The organism is Argonema galeatum A003/A1 (assembly GCF_023333595.1).
Taxonomy (GTDB): domain Bacteria; phylum Cyanobacteriota; class Cyanobacteriia; order Cyanobacteriales; family Aerosakkonemataceae; genus Argonema; species Argonema galeatum.
Genome location: NZ_JAIQZM010000001.1, coordinates 201,480 through 217,858 on the forward strand (window position 1 = coordinate 201,480; position 16,379 = coordinate 217,858).

Consider the following 16,379-nt stretch of genomic DNA (forward strand, 5'->3'; position numbering starts at 1 on the left):
GTAATAAAGGCTCGTGCCGATTATTAATAATTTTGATTGTTAGCTGACGCCCGAAACCGAGACAGCCACGAAGATCAGACTACCTACTAGAGCTAGAGCAGCCGCACCCATAATCACATAGTTACGCTGTTCGGTTTTGCTTGGAGGGGTTGCCTCGTAGATTTTTGGCTCGATCGCAAAGTTGTTCAGCAGACCGCCATCTTCTTTAATGTAGGGCATGAATATTATCCTCAGTTTTTTTGATCTTAATTTATCGTAACAATACTTATCATACTCGCTTTCTCAAAAAAACTTACAAATCTTTACAAAAACTAAGGAAAGTCAAAAGTCAAAAAGGGGAGGAGCAGAGGAGCAGAGGAGCAGAGGAGAAATTTTCTTGACCACTGACCACTGACCACTGACCACTGACCACTGACTTTTCCCTACCCAGTAATTTTGCCAGTTAGGGGCGAACTTGCACTGGCATAAGCTTTCACCGGAATTCTCCCAGCCAAATAAGCGAGACGTCCTGCTTCGGTAGCCATACCCATCGCCCGTGCCATCGCGGCGGAATTCTGAGCTTGGGCTATGGCAGTATTAATTAACAACGCATCTGCCCCCATCTCCATTGCCGCTGCTGCTTCGCTGGGCGTTCCAATACCGGCATCGACTACCACAGGAACCGTTGCATTGTCAATAATTATCTCGATATTGGCAGCATTTTTGATTCCCTGTCCCGAACCGATGGGAGAACCGAGAGGCATGACGGTAACGCAGCCGACTTCTTGCAAGCGTTTTGCCAGCAGTGGGTCAGCATTGATGTAGGGCAAAACAGCAAAGCCTTCTTTCACAAGCTTCTCAGCGGCCTCTAGAGTGCCGATGGGATCTGGCAATAAATACTTGGAGTCGGGAATAACTTCTAATTTGACAAAGTTATTGTCCTCTTGCCCTAAGAGTTTAGCCATTTCCCGTCCTAATCTGGCTACGCGGATGGCATCTTCAGCAGTTTGACAGCCTGCGGTGTTGGGCAACATCCAAATTTTAGTCCAGTCTAGAGCTTCGGCGAGTCCTTCGTGTCCGGGGGCGTTGGTTTGCACTCGCCGCACGGCAACGGTGACGATTTCGCAACCGCTGGCGATGATGCTATGCTGCATTTCTCTTATGCTGCGATATTTGCCAGTTCCCGTCATCAGGCGGGATTTAAAAGTTTTTCCGGCGATGGTGAGGGGGCAATCTAAAGAACTTAGATCGTTTGTTTGTGGCGTTGATTTGTCTAAAGTTTGCATTTTTTTATGTCCTGTGTTCGTACAGTAGCGATAAACCAGGTTTCTTATATTGTCTTATATTTCTCTACTTTTGGAGGTATATTCTGATTCGCACTTTGCTTTTTGTAACGCTAATTGTTTGTGAACCTGGAGTAGTGAAAATGATTCAGAAGCCGATCGCAATTTCGATCTAAAATCAAATCTGCAATTAGCAAAGCGGTAATAGGAGCTAGTAAAATACCATTGCGATAGTGTCCTGTGGCTAAAATCAAATTGTCGTAGGCACTAGAGCCGAGAATGGGTAATTCATCGGGTGTTGCCGGTCGAAATCCCCACCAAAATTCTAGAATGGGAAAATGTTGTAATTCTGGATAAAGTCGGATCGCTCGTGCCAGTAATGCTTGCATCCCCGCTGGAGTATTATTATGTGCGAAACCGACATCTTCGCTAGTAGCTCCTATGACAATTGTGCCATCCCGACGCGGCACAATGTAAATTTCCTCCCCAAACAAAACCTGTTTTAAACCCAGAGTGGATGATGTCGATCGCACTGAGAGCATTTGTCCCTTTTTGGGATATACTGGCACTGGCAATAATTCATTTGCCCAAGCACCAGTTGCTAAAACATAGCGTTCGGCTTGCCAATCTCCGGCAGAGGTTTTTACACAAGTAACTTGCCGATTTTGGATGTGGATTTTTTCAACATTTACGCCTTCGCTCATATTAACGCCCAATTCGCGTGCTGCTGCCCACAATGCTCTTGCTAAAGCACGATTATCGACTTGTGCGTCTTCAGGATACCACCATCCACCGACAACTTCCGAACTCAGTCCAGGCTGATGTTTATGAATGGCTTCCCTATCTAACCAAATGCTAACAGGACATTCTTCCTTGCGTTGTTGCTCCCCAGACCTATAAACTGGAGCTAGAATACCACAAGGCCAGTATCCGGTTTCTAAACCGCTGATTTGTTCTAGTTTTCTTGTCCAATCAGAATATATTGCTCGACTGTGCAGGCACAAATCGAGCATCGGGCCTGGTGGTATTTTTTCGGCTTGGGGTGCTAGCATTCCGGCGGCGGCGTGGGCGGCAGCTTGCTGAAAGTCTCGCGTCAGAACGGTGACATTTGTTTTGCGTAGTTTGAGTTCGATCGCAAGTGATAGCCCAACAATCCCACCGCCGATAATCAGAATGTCGCTTGGTATATTCATTTATTCAACAAGATTCTCTACCACAGCGCTGGAATGGGCTCCCAGAAGGATTGCTACAGCCACTGCGATCAAAACGCGAGGTTAGCTGAATAAGCCTATTTTTGTCCAATTAATAGCAATCTACCATTGGCTTGCTACAAATTGCGCCTTTCAATAGTAAGATGTCTAGGCGACAGGCAAATATTCACCGCTAAATTGCGATCGGGGATGGAAGTTATCCCTGGGGTGTCCACACGGTGCGATCGCCCTGCCCCCACATACCATCAAATTTTGTCACGTTTACATCACCTAAAACTTTGGTTTGACAGGCTAAACGGAGGTTTTTCGCGGGAGAATGGGGAGGAAGACCTAGCCGCGTTTTCTCCCGCCAGCTAGCCTCGGAAACCTGCCCTTCCACCTTAACGGCACAGGTGCCACAAGTGCCGAAGCCATGACAGTTCACCACTTTGGCTTTATCGTTGTACAAAGCAATGTCATTTTCTAACAAAACTTTACGGAGATTCGCGCCAGAAGCGCATTCAAAAGTCTTTCCTTGTGCAGTTATCTTTGGCATAGTTATTTATCGATGCGTTTCTAAACATTTTTACATCTCTTAAACAATATCGCGTTTACGCATTTCAACAACAGACTTGGGGATTAGTCATTGGTCAATGGTCAGTTGTCAATGGTCAGTTGTCAGTGGTCAAGAAAATTTCTCCTCTGCCCCTCTGCCCCTCTGCCCCTCTGCCCCTCTGCCCCTCTTCCCCTTCTTCCCTAGCCCCTAGCCCCTCTTCCCTTCTATATGACCCCTGACACATCTAAAGAGAAAATTTGGATTTACGATACAACTCTCCGCGACGGCGCTCAGCGTGAAGGATTGTCTCTATCCTTAGAAGATAAATTGCGAATCGCCCACCAACTAGACCGACTGGGAATTCCTTTTATTGAAGGAGGATGGCCGGGGGCGAATCCGAAGGATGTGCAATTTTTCTGGAAACTGAAAGAAGAACCCCTGACTCAAGCAGAAGTGGTAGCTTTTTGCTCGACGCGACGACCGGGAACAACTGCCGCTGAGGATTCCATGCTGCAAGCGATTTTGGCGGCAGGGACTCGCTGGGTGACGATTTTTGGCAAATCCTGGGATATGCACGTCACAGAGAGTTTGAAGACGAGTTTAGAAGAGAATTTGGCGATGATCGGGGATACGATCGAGTATCTCCGCAGTCAGGGACGGCGTGTGATCTACGATGCCGAACATTGGTTTGATGGGTACAAGCACAATCCAGAATATGCTTTGAAGACGTTGGAAAGTGCTCTAGCAGCCGGTGCGGAATGGCTAGTTTTCTGCGACACCAACGGCGGCACTCTCCCCCACGAAATTGCCCAGATTGTTCGAGATGTCGTTAAGGCAATAGAAAACCTCACCCCCTCACTCCCCCTCTCCGATATCGGAGAGGGGGAAGAAAGGACGGATTTCTTCTCCTTACACCCCCTCTCCGATATCAGAGAGGGGGACGAAAGAACGGATTTCTTCCCCTCACTCTCCCTGTCCGATATCAGAGAGGGGGACGAAAGAACGGATTTCTTCCCCTCACTCCCCCTGTCCGATATCAGAGAGGGGGATGAAAGAACGGATTTCTTCCCCTCACTCCCCCTGTCCGATATCGGAGAGGGGGACGAAAGAACGGATTTCTTCCCCTTACACCCCCTCCCTGTTGACGGGGAGGGGGACGGGGGGAGAGGTTCTTCCTTCCCGCGATTGGGCATTCACACCCACAACGACTCAGACACAGCCGTTGCTAACGCCCTAGCCGCCGTGATGGAAGGTGTCAGAATGGTTCAAGGGACAATCAATGGCTACGGCGAACGCTGCGGCAATGCGAATCTTTGTTCTCTGATTCCCAATTTGCAACTAAAGTTAGGCTATTCCTGTATTAAAGATGAGCAACTAAAACAGCTAACTCAAGCCAGTCGGTTTATCAGCGAAATCGCCAATTTAGCACCCGACGAACACGCAGCTTTTGTAGGACTTTCTGCTTTTGCTCATAAAGGCGGCATCCATGTTAGTGCTGTTGAGCGCAACCCCCTGACTTACGAACACCTTGAGCCAGAACAGGTGGGCAACCGTCGCCGCATTGTTATTTCAGATCAAGCTGGATTGAGTAATGTTTTAGCAAAAGCCCGCAGTTTTGGCATCGATCTAGATAAGCAAAACCCAACTTGTCGTCAAATTCTCCAACGCCTCAAAAAATTGGAGAATGAAGGTTATCAATTTGAGGCAGCAGAAGCTAGTTTCGACTTACTTATGCGCGAAGCTTTAGGGCAACGGCAGCAGTTTTTTGAACTCAAAGGTTTTCGAGTACATTGTGATATTGTGGCCTGCGATCGCGAAAAAGACTGCCTTCCTTATGCGCTAGCTACTATCAAAGTGTCTGTGAATGGCAAAGATATTTTGGAAGCGGCAGAAGGAAATGGGCCGGTTGCCGCCTTGGATGCCTCTCTACGCAAAGCTTTGGTGAATTTCTATCCGGCGATCGCAGAGTTTTACCTCACAGATTATAAGGTGCGGATTCTCAACGGAGACAGCGGTACTTCTGCGAAAACTCGCGTTTTGATTGAGTCTAGCAACGGTCATCAACGTTGGACAACGGTGGGAGTTTCCAGCAATATTTTGGAAGCTTCCTATCAGGCGGTGGTAGAAGGTTTGGAGTATGGTTTGCTGCTCCATTCTGCCGCAAAGGTTGCGTTGACTAATTCATAGGCTGTAGGTTCTGCTCTTTCGACCAAACTATGCTTTAGAAGCACCAAAATGGATTAGCTTGCTTCAAGCTTCTACCAGACTAATACACGATAGTGTTATTTTGTCAATGCTTAAGTCCTGGAAAAGTATTTATCAGTTCGCTTGTATAAGTAAGTGAGTGTATTTGGCTCGATCGCATCGCTTTGGTCGGTGCCAGATGCTCCTACAAGATCGTTGATGACCGAATTTTATCAAAATCTGCAAAAAAGCCCAAAAAAAGCCCAAAAGCTCCGTTAGGGGATGCGGGCGACGATGAAACTACATCCCACTCCCAGAGACAGGGCGGTATTTACCCTGATTGGCGAAGCGCAGTAAAACTGGTATGCGACTTGCAATTGTGTTACTATGATTGTTGATGTACGATTAGTTATGAATTGGCATTGGGAATAAAAGCAAGACAGACAGAGACTTGCTCAAAAGATCCATGCTAAGGTGGTAGGTAGAAGTTCGCTTCCCCACTGCACAGAAATAAAAGCACAGGTAATCCCTCAGAAGTGGGAAGCCTTTTTGGGCCAAATATTTGCAAAAATCAATCAATTCAAAGCAGTTTATGACTCAGCAAGTAATTCACCCGATGGTGAAGATGCAACGTCAGGTGCGATCGCTTGTGGACTCGAATTTAATCAAACCCAGCGATAGACTCTGGAAAATAGCCCTTCTTTACGGAGATGAATGGGCTTACTGGAAAAAAGAGTTGCTCGAATTCGGCTTCACGACCCAAGATCCGATCAGCGAACTGCTAGCTGTAGAAGCCTGGGACGAAGATTAGTTTTGAGCTTTAAGTTAAAAAAGTTTTTTAACTTAAAGCTCAAAATGCAAAATTCGCCCTAAAGGCAAGCAGCCAAAGCTGTAGCTAGCTCCTGAGCGGTTTGATAGCGATCGCGCACATTCGGCTTAGTGGCGTGTTGGATTGCATCTCGCAATTTCGGTGCGATCGTGGGAATATTTTCCAGATGAAATTGGTAAGTTCGACCCTGCTGGCGATAAAACTTGTGGGGCGGTTCGCCAGTGAGCAGGAAAATTAGCGTAGCCCCGACCGCATAAAGGTCAGATTGGGTTACAGGTTGGCCTCGGTCTTGTTCCGGGGCGCTGTAGCCTTCTACGCCTATGCGAGTACCCAAGGGAGTACCGATTTCTTTAACTGCCCCAAAATCCAGGACTACAATGCGATTGTCAAGCGATCGCACCAATAAATTGGCAGGTTTAATGTCGCGGTGAATCAGCGGCGGGTCTTGTCCGTGGATATAGTCCAACACATCGCAGATTTGAATAGTCCACTCAATTCCCTGGGTCGGTGCCACCGGCCCAGATTGGTACACGCGCTTTTCCAAATCCTGACCGTGAACTAGCTCCATTACCAGGTATTTTTTACCCCTTTCGCTAAAAAAGTCAAAAAATTGCGGAATACCTGGATGGTGGAGCGACTTGAGGGCACGAGCTTCGCGATCGAATAATTCTCTAGCCTTGCTGATTTCAGCCATATCTGCATTCATTTCCTTGACAACCACTAACCCCCCCGCAGCCGCCTGCGTCCCGCCTGCCTCACCCGGCGCTTCTGGTATCCGAGCGAGGTAAGTAGTGCCCATTCCCCCTTGTCCCAGCGTCCGCAACACCTGATACTGGCGGATAGTGCGCTCAACGCGAAGCGGTTGGCCGCAGTGAATGCAGAACAAATTATTTGGCGAATTCCCAGCGTGATTGCACGCCAATGCTGTAGCAGATCTGGGTCTGGATCTATGCTGGAGGTGGAACTTTAGCACCGGGCCTTTCTGAGCTAACTGGAGCAGAGAACCATCTGTAAGCCAAGCTTGAGACACTAAAATGCCATCCAGGAAAGTTCCATTAGTGCCTTGATTGACCATTCGCCAACCGCTAGATGCCAAATTGCTTTCAAGGCTTGCTCCTGAGATGTCAATTCGTCGGAGATCCAGATGGTAGCGGGAAACTCGGCTATCGCTCAAAACAACATCATTATCTGGCGAGCGACCAATCCGAATGACATCCTGGCTCTCAAAGCGCCACTGTTGTTCCGGTTGTTGGGGATGTAATAGGGTCAGCGTGACCGCATCAGAAGATCCCATTAGTCATTAGTCATTAGTTATTAGTCATTAGTTGAGCCAAAATCCAAAATCCTAGAATCCAAAATCGATTGACCGCTGACCGCTAACAATTAGCTGTTGGCAACTCTAGCTTGTTCGAGATCCGGTCGGACTTTCCCCCGAATTAGGACTGCAGTGATATTATCGTGGCCATTATATTGGTTGGCCAAATCGATTAATTCACTTACCCCTTGTTCCAGACTAGCTCGCGAACTGAGGAGTGGTTGAAGATGGGTCTGCCAGTGAGTTTCGATCAGGTCATTATCAGAAAGACCATCGGAACACAACAGCAGCAGGGTATCTTCGTTTAGCTCGAAGAATTCTATGTCGGGAGCGACAAAATGCTCGTTGCGCGGCCCTAGTGCTTGGGTGAGTTGGTAGGAGTCAGGACGGGAATAGGCGATCGATTTTTCCACTCCCCGTTTAATTTCCCGTTGACCGACCTCGTGATCCACCGTGACTTGCTCGATCCCCTGACGGCGACTGAGGCGGTAGAGGCGAGAGTCTCCTACGTGAGCTACGGCGACTTGAGTTTCTTGAACTAAGACCATCACCAAGGTAGTGCCCATACGTCCGCTGCCAGAGCGAGCATCCTGCTGGTTTACATCATAGATAGCTTGATTAGCCTTTAGTACGCCTTGGCGGATGCTATTTTCGTCAGGCAGTTCGTCTTGCCAATGGTCTTGAAAATATTGGCTGAGGGTTTTCACTGCTAAGGCACTGGCAACCTCTCCACCGGCATGACCGCCCATACCATCGCAGAGGATATACAAACCGCGAGCCTGGACACTGCGACCCAGGGGAGTTTCCGCCTTGGTGAACAATGTCCTGATGCCAAAGTAGTCTTCATTGTGTCGCCGTTGACGACCCACATCTGTGCGACCGGCATCTTCTAGGCTGAGCAACTGCATGGGAAGAACAACCGTTGGATCGTTGTCATCGCCACGATCGCCGGGGTCATTAGTTTGATACTCTTTACTGGCAGTAGTCCTGACGTATGAGGATGCTACGCTGAAGTTGCGATCGGGCTCGACTGGAGGCATATCAGTGGGCTGCTGGGTAGTTTCACCTTGGAATTCCTCTGCGATCTCTTGCAGGCGCGATCGCAATTCTTCTATTGTTTGAATTGTATTCTCCTTCAAATCGCTCATCAGCATCGCTATCGGCCCAAATAACGTCCGTCCAGACTCCATAAATAGGTGCTGCCAGACTTGTCCTAAAGCTTCCAGTGTTGGCGTGAAATTATTCGCGTCTTGCTCTAGGCGTAATAGCCCCAGAGATTGGTCTTCATCCACCCGCAGATTACTCATATTCAGCAGACTGGTACAACAATTCTCCGCTTCTAGGGCTACCCACATAGACGCCATTTCGTGGAACAGCTGCAACAGCTGCATCTGCGGAATTTCGTCATCGTGCCACAGGTCTAATAACACAGGCCAGTCAGACCTGTCTTCTAATAACACCACCTGCTGGCCGTTACTATCGAGCCAAGCATCGTGAATTCTTGGCAGCGCTGGATATAACTGCGATTCTAGAACCAAATACGGTTTGGCTAGAGGTGGAAGCGAAGGCATCGATGCCGACAAATTGAGGATATTTCCTTCTTCTGTACTTTGCTGATGGAGCAAGACTTCTAGGGGAGTTGCTTGCAGGGGCTGACAATCCAAAACTCGCACCTGCATTTCCCCCGTTGGGGTTGGCGTTGACCTTTCTAACAGTTGATAGCGCTGTTGGGAGTCTAAAAAAGTTTTCTGGGCTAACTCTGATGCCCGGTTGGGATTTTTATCGCTGCTGACAGGTTGGGCGAGATTTTCTTCCCTATCTGTCTCAGGATGGTCATTATCCCACCACACCTGAATTTCAGTTGAATTTTCTTGTGCAGCAGTCCCAGGAGTTAAGGGAGTACCTTCGCTCTCTAAACCAGTTGCTCTTGGCAAATTCAAGGCATCCTCTATTTTAGGTTTTCCTGGGTTAGAGGATTCATGTAGTGGCGCATCTGCCCGCTCTGAAATAATGCCCAACCACACGGTTCCTGTAAAGGTGCCGCAGTTTTGACATACTTTAGCGCTGTAAGCAACTTGAGTGCCACATTCCGGACAGACTTTGTGGGTTAAAGAGGCACCACATTGCTGACAAAATTTGTTTGTATCCGGGTTTTCAAACTGACATTGAGGACAGACAAGCATTTTGGGCACTTCCTTAATTCCCTTTCCTGGGCCTTTTAATGGTGGATCGTAACCCAGCCGCAGCAGTTCCTAGAGCATGGCCCTATGTCCAGGTTAACCGATCTGTAGGGTATGGGGTATTGGCGATCGTTCGTTAGCCTACCTTGATAATTTTCCCCCTGCCCCCTATTTTTAAGTTTTAATTTTTAATTTGTTAAGTTTTAATTTTTCAAGGAGGAGTTCGAGTTCGGCTGGGGTTAAATCGCGCCACTGACCGGGTTGTAGACCTTCTAAACTCAGATAATAGCGCAGGCTAGACCCAGTTTGGGGTTCGATCCCGATCGCGAAGCGTACCAGTCGCAACGTCGGAAATCCCACCGCTGCCGTCATCCGCCGCACTTGACGATTACGCCCTTCTGTTAGTGTAATCTCTAACCAGCACGTCGGTACGTTTTTGCGAAACCGGATTGGTGGATCGCGGGGAGGTAATGTTGGTTCGGCTGGCAACATTTTTACCAAAGCCGATCGCGTGCGATAATCTTGAATCGTTACACCCTGTCGCAGACGCTCCAAGGCTTCCTCATCGGGTATTCGCTCCACCTGTACCCAATAAGTGCGCGGATGCTCGAATTTGCGATCGCTCAGGCGATGCTGGAACTGTCCGTGATTCGTCAGCAGCAGCAGTCCCTCACTATCTCGGTCTAGACGACCGACCGGGTAAACTGAGGGAATAAATATATAGTCTTTGAGAGTGCCTCTTTCGTTTTCAGCGCTTTCTTTGTCTGTAAACTGGCTTAAAACGTCGTAAGGCTTGTAGAAAAGAAGGTATCGATAGGGCATGGGGTATAAGGAATCGTTCATAATCCCAATTACCAATTTTCTTAGATGCTAAAGTTTAGACGCAACGATCGCATTTTCGCTCTTTAAGCACTGGCTAGTGTCAAATCCTGATATCTCTCTAAATATAGATGTTACTAATTTTTATTGTTAACTACCCTTTAAAGGGAGAGCATATTTTATTTTGGGTGAAAAGAAAATTTAACTTTTTCTTAATAAACTAATTACACAGTTGAGTAGGTGTAAATTTTTAACTTCCGGTAAGTAGGCGGACTTAAAAATAACTAACTGGTAATCAGAATATAGCTCGCTAGGATGCAGATGTCTTAGCAGTTATTGGTTCTGATTAATCCATTTAGTTGCAATTTCTATTGTTTGTTTAGCGTTTATTCAGTCAATAACCATGACGACAACACCACTCCGTTCCTTTACAGGCCCTGAGATTTCGATCGCACAAGTTCGTCAAAATGTCGGTGCGGAATTAGATGCGATCGCACTTTATCGCCGCGCCGTCAACTACCTAGCAGTAGCACAAATTTACCTCAAAGACAACATTCTAGTGCGAGAACCGCTCAAACCAGAACACATCAAAGAGCGATTGCTGGGTCACTGGGGAACTTGTCCCGGAATTAACCTCGTTTACGCGCACCTGAATCGCTTAATCCGACGCTACGACGTGAATATGTTCCTGGTCACCGGGCCGGGACACGGGGCACCGGCAAACCTCGCAAACCTGTACCTGGAAGGTTCGCTAAAAGAATTTTATCCCGAATTGACACTAGACTTTGCGGGACTGGAAGATTTTATCAAGCGGTTTTCTTGGCCTGGTGGTTTCCCTTCACACTTGTATCCCGGCATTCCCGGTACAATCCACGAAGGCGGAGAACTCGGATACGCCCTCGCCACCTCTTTTGGTGCGGTGATGGATAACCCGGATCTGGTTGTCGCTTGTATTGTGGGAGATGGAGAATCGGAAACCGGCCCCACAGCGACAGCTTGGCACAGTTACAAGTATCTCGACCCAGCAGAATCGGGTGCGGTGCTGCCGATTATCCACGTAAACGGCTACAAGATTTCTAGCGCCACGATTTACGGTACGATGAGCGATGAGGAATTGCAGCATCTGTTTACTGGGTATGGGTATCAGGTGCGGATTGTAAAAGATTCCGATTTAGATGCCGACCTCTACGCTTCAATGGATTGGGCTTATCAGGAAATTTGCCGGATTCAGCAAGCAGCAAGGACGGGACAAAGAATAGCTCAACCCAAGTGGCCTTTGTTAATTTTGCGATCGCTCAAAGGCTGGACTGGCATCAAAGAAATGGACGGCAAACCGATCGAAGGTTCCTACCGTTCTCATCAAGTGCCAGCACGCGATCCGAAGACCAATCCAGAGCATTTGGGGCAATTGGAAGACTGGCTGCGTTCTTATCGCCCAGAAGAATTGTTTGACGAACAAGGGCATCCCCTACAGTCGATTTTAGAGCAATGTCCGAAAAGCGATCGCCGCATGGGCTGCAATCCCCACACCTTTGGCGGACGCATCCGCAAAGACCTGGATTTACCCAATATCTTTGATTTTGAAGTGAGGGTAGAACGTCCCAGACACGACGCCACGCCCATGTGTCAGCGCGGCGAAAATCAAGTCGGTAACACAGCGGAGGTTGGCAAATACCTCAAGGTTGTAGTTGAGCGAAATCCCCATATATTCCGCATTTTCAGTCCCGATGAATTGGAGTCTAACAAACTGGGAGAGGTGCTGAAAGTTACTCAGCGGAACTATCAGTGGCCTACCAATCCAAACGATGAGCATATTGGCCCGATCGGTGGGCGGGTATTGGAAATTTTGAGCGAACATACCTGCCAAGCTTGGCTACAAGGCTATCTGCTAACTGGACGTCACGGTTTGTTTCCCTCTTATGAGGCATTCTTGGGCATCGTCAATACAATGACGAACCAGTACGGCAAATTCCTGAAACTTTCCTCAGAATTTTCTTGGCGTCCCAAGGTAGCTTCCCTTAACTACCTGGAGACTTCCACACTTTGGCGTCAAGAACACAACGGCTTCTCTCACCAAAGTCCTGGCTTTATTAACAGCGTGCTGAATCAAAAAGCAGAATTGGCGCGGGTATATTTGCCGCCAGATGCCAACTGTTTGATCGGCACCGTCGATCACTGTTTGCAAAGTAAAGGTTACGTCAATTTGGTGATTGCTAACAAGAATCCGATGCCCCAGTGGTTGTCCATGTCGGAGGCAATCGCCCACTGTCGCGCCGGTGCTTCTATTTGGCAATGGGCGTCTATTGATGAAGGCATTAACCCCGATATCGTCTTAGTGGGAATTGGCGATAGCCCAACGGTAGAAGTCATGGCAGCTGCTCATATTTTACGCTATGAAATGCCTGAATTGCGGGTGCGAATAGTGAATGTCACCGATTTGATGGTGCTGGAAGACAAGACGAAACATCCCCACGGTTTGGATGCCGAGATGTTTAATGCTTTGTTCACCCCAGATAAGCAGGTGATTATCAATTTCCACGGCTATCCCTCAGCGGTGAAGCAGTTGCTCTTTGGGCGTCCCAACAGCAACCGATTCCACATTAATGGCTATCGCGAAGAAGGCACGACAACCACGCCGTTTGATATGCACGTCCGCAACGGCACCAGCCGCTATCACTTGATTATGCAGGCGATTCGGCTGGCATCTGCCTACAATCCTCGCGTAGCGGCACGGGCGAGCGAGCGAGTGCATCACTACGAATACGTTTTGCAGGATTACCATCGGCTAATTCAAGAAAAAGGCGATGATCCCGCTGAAATTACTAACTGGCAATGGTGCTAAAAAAGTAAAAAGGCAAAAGGCTAAATAAAATAACTTTTGCCTTTTTATTTCTCCCAATGTATAGCAACCGCCAGGGCGGTTAAGACGTACTAAAACCCTATAATCAATTCACATAAAGCATTTCACTTTTTACTTTTTACTTTTTACTTTTTACTTTTGCTATAGGTGTTATGAAAATACTGGTATTAAATGCTGGATCTAGTACCCAAAAAAGTTGCTTGTACGAGCTAAATGATGCTGTGCCAGATTCGCCGTTGTCACCGCTTTGGAAAGCGACTGTTGATTGGTCTCATCATCAAGAATTTGCCAAAATCAAGGTCGAAACTGCTTCTGGGGAGCAGCTAGAAGAGGAGTTACAGACTAATTCCCGCCCGGATGTAATTGCTTATATGCTTGATACTCTCTGGCAGGGTAAAACTCAAGTTATTGCCAACATAGATGAAATTAATGTAGTTGGTCATCGCGTTGTCCACGGCGGTGAAAAGTACCGGGATGCGACGATAATTACGCCAGAAGTAAAGGAGGCAATTAAGAATCTCTGCGTTCTTGCACCTGCCCACAATCCCGCTAATTTGCAAGGAATCGAAGCAATCGAAAAACTACTTCCAATTATACCACAAGTAGCGGTTTTTGATACAGCATTTCATTCACAATTACCTCTGGCTGCTGCTGTTTATCCAATTCCATATTATTTATTTGAGCAAGGAATTCGCCGCTATGGATTCCACGGTATTAGCCATGAATATTGTGCTAAAAAAACTGCACAATTGTTAAATCGAGATTTAGCATCTTTGCGCCTCATTACCTGCCATTTGGGCAATGGTTGTTCGCTGGCGGCTATCCGCAACGGACATAGTATCGACACGACAATGGGGTTTACTCCTTTGGAAGGATTGATGATGGGAACTCGTTCTGGTAGTGTCGATCCTGGGATCTTAATTCACTTACTTAGGCAGCAAGAAATAAACGTCAATAAATTAGATGAAATCCTCAATCGTGAATCAGGTTTAAAGGGGATTTCTGGGTTATCAGGAGATATGCGCGAGATTATGATTGCCATTGAGAAAGGCAACTTACGCGCTAAGTTAGCTTTTGATATATTTGTTCATTCCCTTTGCAGAAACATCGGTGCAATGCTAGCTTCACTAGGCGGATTGGATGCTTTAATATTTACGGGCGGTATTGGAGAAAATTCTCAAGATGTAAGGGCGTTAGTTTGTGAAGCATTTGAATTTATCAATGTAAAAATTGATAGGGATAAAAATGCGAAATCTCCTGTTGATTGCGATATTTCTTTGGCTAATGCAAAGGTGCGTGTTTTAATTGTACATACTGAAGAAGATTGGCAAATTGCCACTGAATGCTGGAAATTAATGAGGGTAATGAAGAGTGAATTTGGGCAAGCATAAATCTTTGTTCCTACAGCAATGAATGCTGGGTAGGAACGTTGTGATTTCATCATCTATTTTACTATGCCGTTACCTCGGAAGCAATTACCGAATTTTCGACATTATCTTTTTCCTTTTCAGCGACAGTAACGGTTAGTTTTAATCCCAAAGCATTCAGCCACACACCAAGATTATAAATTACATAACTTCCTTTTTGCGACAGCAACTCATCTAGTTTTTCCAGATGCTGCTTTGCTTCTTCAGAAGTCATTTTCCCTTCGCTAAGTGCTGCGGCGACATTGCTGAGTCCGAGTCTGAGTAATTCCGGGTCGATATCTTCGTCTTCATCCAATTCAAAGTGAGTTTCCAGATATAGCGCCGCATAATTTGGGTCTTTTAAACGCGAAATTAGATAATCATGGTAACTATCACTGGTTGGCATTTTCTCGTTTCTCATATTCTCTCCAATATTCTATCGCTGTGCGAATGTCTCTATCTTGAGTTGCATTAACCCGCCTGGGGTTCAAACCCCAGGCTAATAGAAAAAGTCCTCTCAAGAGGACTAAGAAAAAAAATTTACTCCACTTAAGTGGACTTGAGCTATTACGCCAAAATTTAAATTTTGGGCGGGTTTTTCGATAATCTATTTTGTTATAATCTCTCCGTCACCCAATTCCGAAACGCTTTCATTGTCGCATTTCTACCCACAACTTTACTTTCTTCGACATACTGATGAATCACCTCGCGTAACTGCGGAAATCGTGAAAATATTCGGCTATTTTCCGATTCAATATATTTGTTATCTTGCAGCACATTAATTTGCAACCTTTGTCCGTTGTATCGCCACAATTCGGTCACGCCTAAAGCTTCGTAATTTGTGAAAGCGGTACGGGATGTGATATCAATTTCAATCGCTAAATCTGGCGGAGGGTCAATGGTTAAATCGATTTTTTTCTTACCTCGGATAGCTGCTTCATTTTGGATGTAGAAACTAGCATCTGGTTCTACTCCTTGTGCCATATTTTCCTTTTTGAAAGTGGTAGAACCAGAATCTATAAAATCGATATCCAGTTGTTCAAGTAAAATTTTGACAAAATCGCCAATAAACCCTTTGTCAAATTCATGTTCTAGCAGTGGTGCCATAATCTCTAAAAACCCTTTGCTGTAAGAAATTCTCGTTGCGCGACTTTCTCCTAATTCGTCTAAAATTTGCTCGAACATCTGCCAACTGATGTCTTTCAGTTGCAGAACATTGCCTGGGGGGATAATCAATTGTTTTAGTTCTATCTGCATAGTTTTACCACCTTTAATCGGCTAGCTAAAATATAACATCTCAAAAGGTACGTAGTTGCGCTTTAGCGCTAAATCATTGTTGACTTGTAGTGAAAATTTAACTATGATTTGAGTAGAGAAGTTATCGATTTGCTATGGGATTTTTTTTTTACCACAGATGAAACACAGATGAACACAGATGAACACAGATGTAGATGTAGATTTGGGATATTGTAGAAACCCAGTTTATCGTTCCACCAAAGTGTTTTCTGGTTATTAGGGGGAAATGCGCCAGAGTTTGATAGTTTTGTCATCACTGCCACTGGCAAGGGTCTGACCATCGGGACTGAAGGCGACTGAATTAACATCGTCGGAATGTCCGGTGAGGGTGGTTTTCAATTGGCCACTGCGGATATCCCAGAGTTTGATAGTTTTGTCATCACTGCCACTGGCAAGGGTCTGACCATCGGGACTGAAGGCGACAGACCAAACCAAGTTGGAATGTCCGGTGAGGGTGGTTTTCAATTCGCCACTGCGGATAT

General features: G+C 46.6%; 15 protein-coding genes. 5 read left to right on the forward strand and 10 right to left on the reverse strand.

All coding sequences use genetic code 11. The features are described 5' to 3' along the window. Positions 1-39 precede the first annotated feature (39 nt). From psb34 to LAY41_RS00970, 4 genes are all read right to left on the reverse strand, one after another. On the reverse strand, positions 40-219 hold the full coding sequence (psb34, locus tag LAY41_RS00955) for a photosystem II assembly protein Psb34 (protein ID WP_249064287.1): 180 nt from the start codon (positions 217-219) through the stop codon (positions 40-42). 203 nt (positions 220-422) lie between these two features. Then, positions 423-1,265, reverse strand: coding sequence for a thiazole synthase (locus LAY41_RS00960; RefSeq protein WP_275973847.1), 843 nt, complete (start codon positions 1,263-1,265; stop codon positions 423-425). A 110-nt stretch (positions 1,266-1,375) separates the two neighbouring features. Beyond that, positions 1,376-2,455 carry a glycine oxidase ThiO gene (gene thiO / locus LAY41_RS00965; RefSeq protein WP_249093121.1) on the reverse strand — a complete coding sequence of 360 codons (1,080 nt, stop codon included), beginning with the start codon at positions 2,453-2,455 and terminating at the stop codon, positions 1,376-1,378. Positions 2,456-2,669: 214 nt separating this feature from the next. Continuing rightward, positions 2,670-3,008: a 2Fe-2S iron-sulfur cluster-binding protein gene (locus LAY41_RS00970; RefSeq protein WP_249093123.1), complete on the reverse strand. Its 339-nt coding sequence runs from the start codon at positions 3,006-3,008 to the stop codon at positions 2,670-2,672. A gap of 228 nt (positions 3,009-3,236) precedes the next feature. Between LAY41_RS00970 and cimA the strand changes: the two genes are divergently transcribed. The 3 genes from cimA (at position 3,237) to LAY41_RS00985 (ending at position 6,003) form a co-directional block, all read left to right on the forward strand. Beyond that, positions 3,237-5,195, forward strand: a complete 1,959-nt coding sequence (gene cimA / locus LAY41_RS00975) for a citramalate synthase (protein ID WP_249093125.1) — start codon at positions 3,237-3,239, stop codon at positions 5,193-5,195. Positions 5,196-5,348: 153 nt separating this feature from the next. Continuing rightward, the gene (locus LAY41_RS32110; RefSeq protein ID WP_338022912.1) at positions 5,349-5,471 is read left to right on the forward strand and encodes a CHAT domain-containing protein; all 123 of its coding nucleotides are present in this window, start codon (positions 5,349-5,351) and stop codon (positions 5,469-5,471) included. A gap of 313 nt (positions 5,472-5,784) precedes the next feature. Then, positions 5,785-6,003: a DUF4327 family protein gene (locus LAY41_RS00985; RefSeq protein ID WP_249093127.1), complete on the forward strand. Its 219-nt coding sequence runs from the start codon at positions 5,785-5,787 to the stop codon at positions 6,001-6,003. Between the two features lie 58 nt (positions 6,004-6,061). Here LAY41_RS00985 and LAY41_RS00990 read toward each other — a convergent pair whose 3' ends face one another. The 3 genes from LAY41_RS00990 to LAY41_RS01000 all read right to left on the reverse strand — a co-directional run bounded on the left by LAY41_RS00990 (position 6,062) and on the right by LAY41_RS01000 (position 10,338). Continuing rightward, on the reverse strand, positions 6,062-7,315 hold the full coding sequence (locus tag LAY41_RS00990; RefSeq protein WP_249093129.1) for a protein kinase domain-containing protein: 1,254 nt from the start codon (positions 7,313-7,315) through the stop codon (positions 6,062-6,064). Between the two features lie 89 nt (positions 7,316-7,404). Continuing rightward, positions 7,405-9,519, reverse strand: coding sequence for a serine/threonine phosphatase (locus LAY41_RS00995; RefSeq protein WP_249093132.1), 2,115 nt, complete (start codon positions 9,517-9,519; stop codon positions 7,405-7,407). A 171-nt stretch (positions 9,520-9,690) separates the two neighbouring features. Continuing rightward, positions 9,691-10,338: a pseudouridine synthase gene (locus tag LAY41_RS01000; protein WP_249094028.1), complete on the reverse strand. Its 648-nt coding sequence runs from the start codon at positions 10,336-10,338 to the stop codon at positions 9,691-9,693. Positions 10,339-10,738: 400 nt separating this feature from the next. Here LAY41_RS01000 and LAY41_RS01005 point away from each other — a divergent pair, with 400 nt between their 5' ends. Both LAY41_RS01005 and LAY41_RS01010 read left to right on the forward strand, forming a co-directional pair. Further along, positions 10,739-13,177 (forward strand): phosphoketolase family protein, encoded by a 2,439-nt coding sequence (locus LAY41_RS01005; RefSeq protein ID WP_249093134.1) that lies wholly within the window; start codon positions 10,739-10,741, stop codon positions 13,175-13,177. 170 nt (positions 13,178-13,347) lie between these two features. After that, entirely contained in the window at positions 13,348-14,586 is a 1,239-nt protein-coding gene (locus tag LAY41_RS01010; protein ID WP_249093136.1) for an acetate kinase, read from the forward strand. 61 nt (positions 14,587-14,647) lie between these two features. On the opposite strand, the gene LAY41_RS01015 is transcribed toward LAY41_RS01010, so the two are convergent. The 3 genes from LAY41_RS01015 to LAY41_RS01025 all read right to left on the reverse strand — a co-directional run. Beyond that, positions 14,648-15,007 (reverse strand): helix-turn-helix domain-containing transcriptional regulator, encoded by a 360-nt coding sequence (locus LAY41_RS01015; protein ID WP_249093138.1) that lies wholly within the window; start codon positions 15,005-15,007, stop codon positions 14,648-14,650. Positions 15,008-15,216: 209 nt separating this feature from the next. Further along, a complete protein-coding gene (locus LAY41_RS01020) occupies positions 15,217-15,858 on the reverse strand; it encodes a Uma2 family endonuclease (RefSeq protein ID WP_249093140.1) in 642 nt (213 codons plus the stop codon). A 255-nt stretch (positions 15,859-16,113) separates the two neighbouring features. Beyond that, on the reverse strand, positions 16,114-16,379 hold a 266-nt coding region (locus LAY41_RS01025), incomplete at its 5' end, for a WD40 repeat domain-containing protein (RefSeq protein WP_420840288.1).

Bases quoted from the DNA above. Each gene is read 5' to 3' on its own strand.
- psb34 (WP_249064287.1), bottom strand. From the start codon at position 219: ATGCCCTACATTAAAGAAGATGGCGGTCTGCTGAACAACTTTGCGATC.
- LAY41_RS00960 (WP_275973847.1), bottom strand. From the start codon at position 1,265: ATGCAAACTTTAGACAAATCAACGCCACAAACAAACGATCTAAGTTCT.
- thiO (WP_249093121.1), bottom strand. From the start codon at position 2,455: ATGAATATACCAAGCGACATTCTGATTATCGGCGGTGGGATTGTTGGG.
- LAY41_RS00970 (WP_249093123.1), bottom strand. From the start codon at position 3,008: ATGCCAAAGATAACTGCACAAGGAAAGACTTTTGAATGCGCTTCTGGC.
- cimA (WP_249093125.1), top strand. From the start codon at position 3,237: ATGACCCCTGACACATCTAAAGAGAAAATTTGGATTTACGATACAACT.
- LAY41_RS00985 (WP_249093127.1), top strand. From the start codon at position 5,785: ATGACTCAGCAAGTAATTCACCCGATGGTGAAGATGCAACGTCAGGTG.
- LAY41_RS00990 (WP_249093129.1), bottom strand. From the start codon at position 7,315: ATGGGATCTTCTGATGCGGTCACGCTGACCCTATTACATCCCCAACAA.
- LAY41_RS00995 (WP_249093132.1), bottom strand. From the start codon at position 9,519: ATGCTTGTCTGTCCTCAATGTCAGTTTGAAAACCCGGATACAAACAAA.
- LAY41_RS01000 (WP_249094028.1), bottom strand. From the start codon at position 10,338: ATGCCCTATCGATACCTTCTTTTCTACAAGCCTTACGACGTTTTAAGC.
- LAY41_RS01005 (WP_249093134.1), top strand. From the start codon at position 10,739: ATGACGACAACACCACTCCGTTCCTTTACAGGCCCTGAGATTTCGATC.
- LAY41_RS01010 (WP_249093136.1), top strand. From the start codon at position 13,348: ATGAAAATACTGGTATTAAATGCTGGATCTAGTACCCAAAAAAGTTGC.
- LAY41_RS01015 (WP_249093138.1), bottom strand. From the start codon at position 15,007: ATGCCAACCAGTGATAGTTACCATGATTATCTAATTTCGCGTTTAAAA.
- LAY41_RS01020 (WP_249093140.1), bottom strand. From the start codon at position 15,858: ATGCAGATAGAACTAAAACAATTGATTATCCCCCCAGGCAATGTTCTG.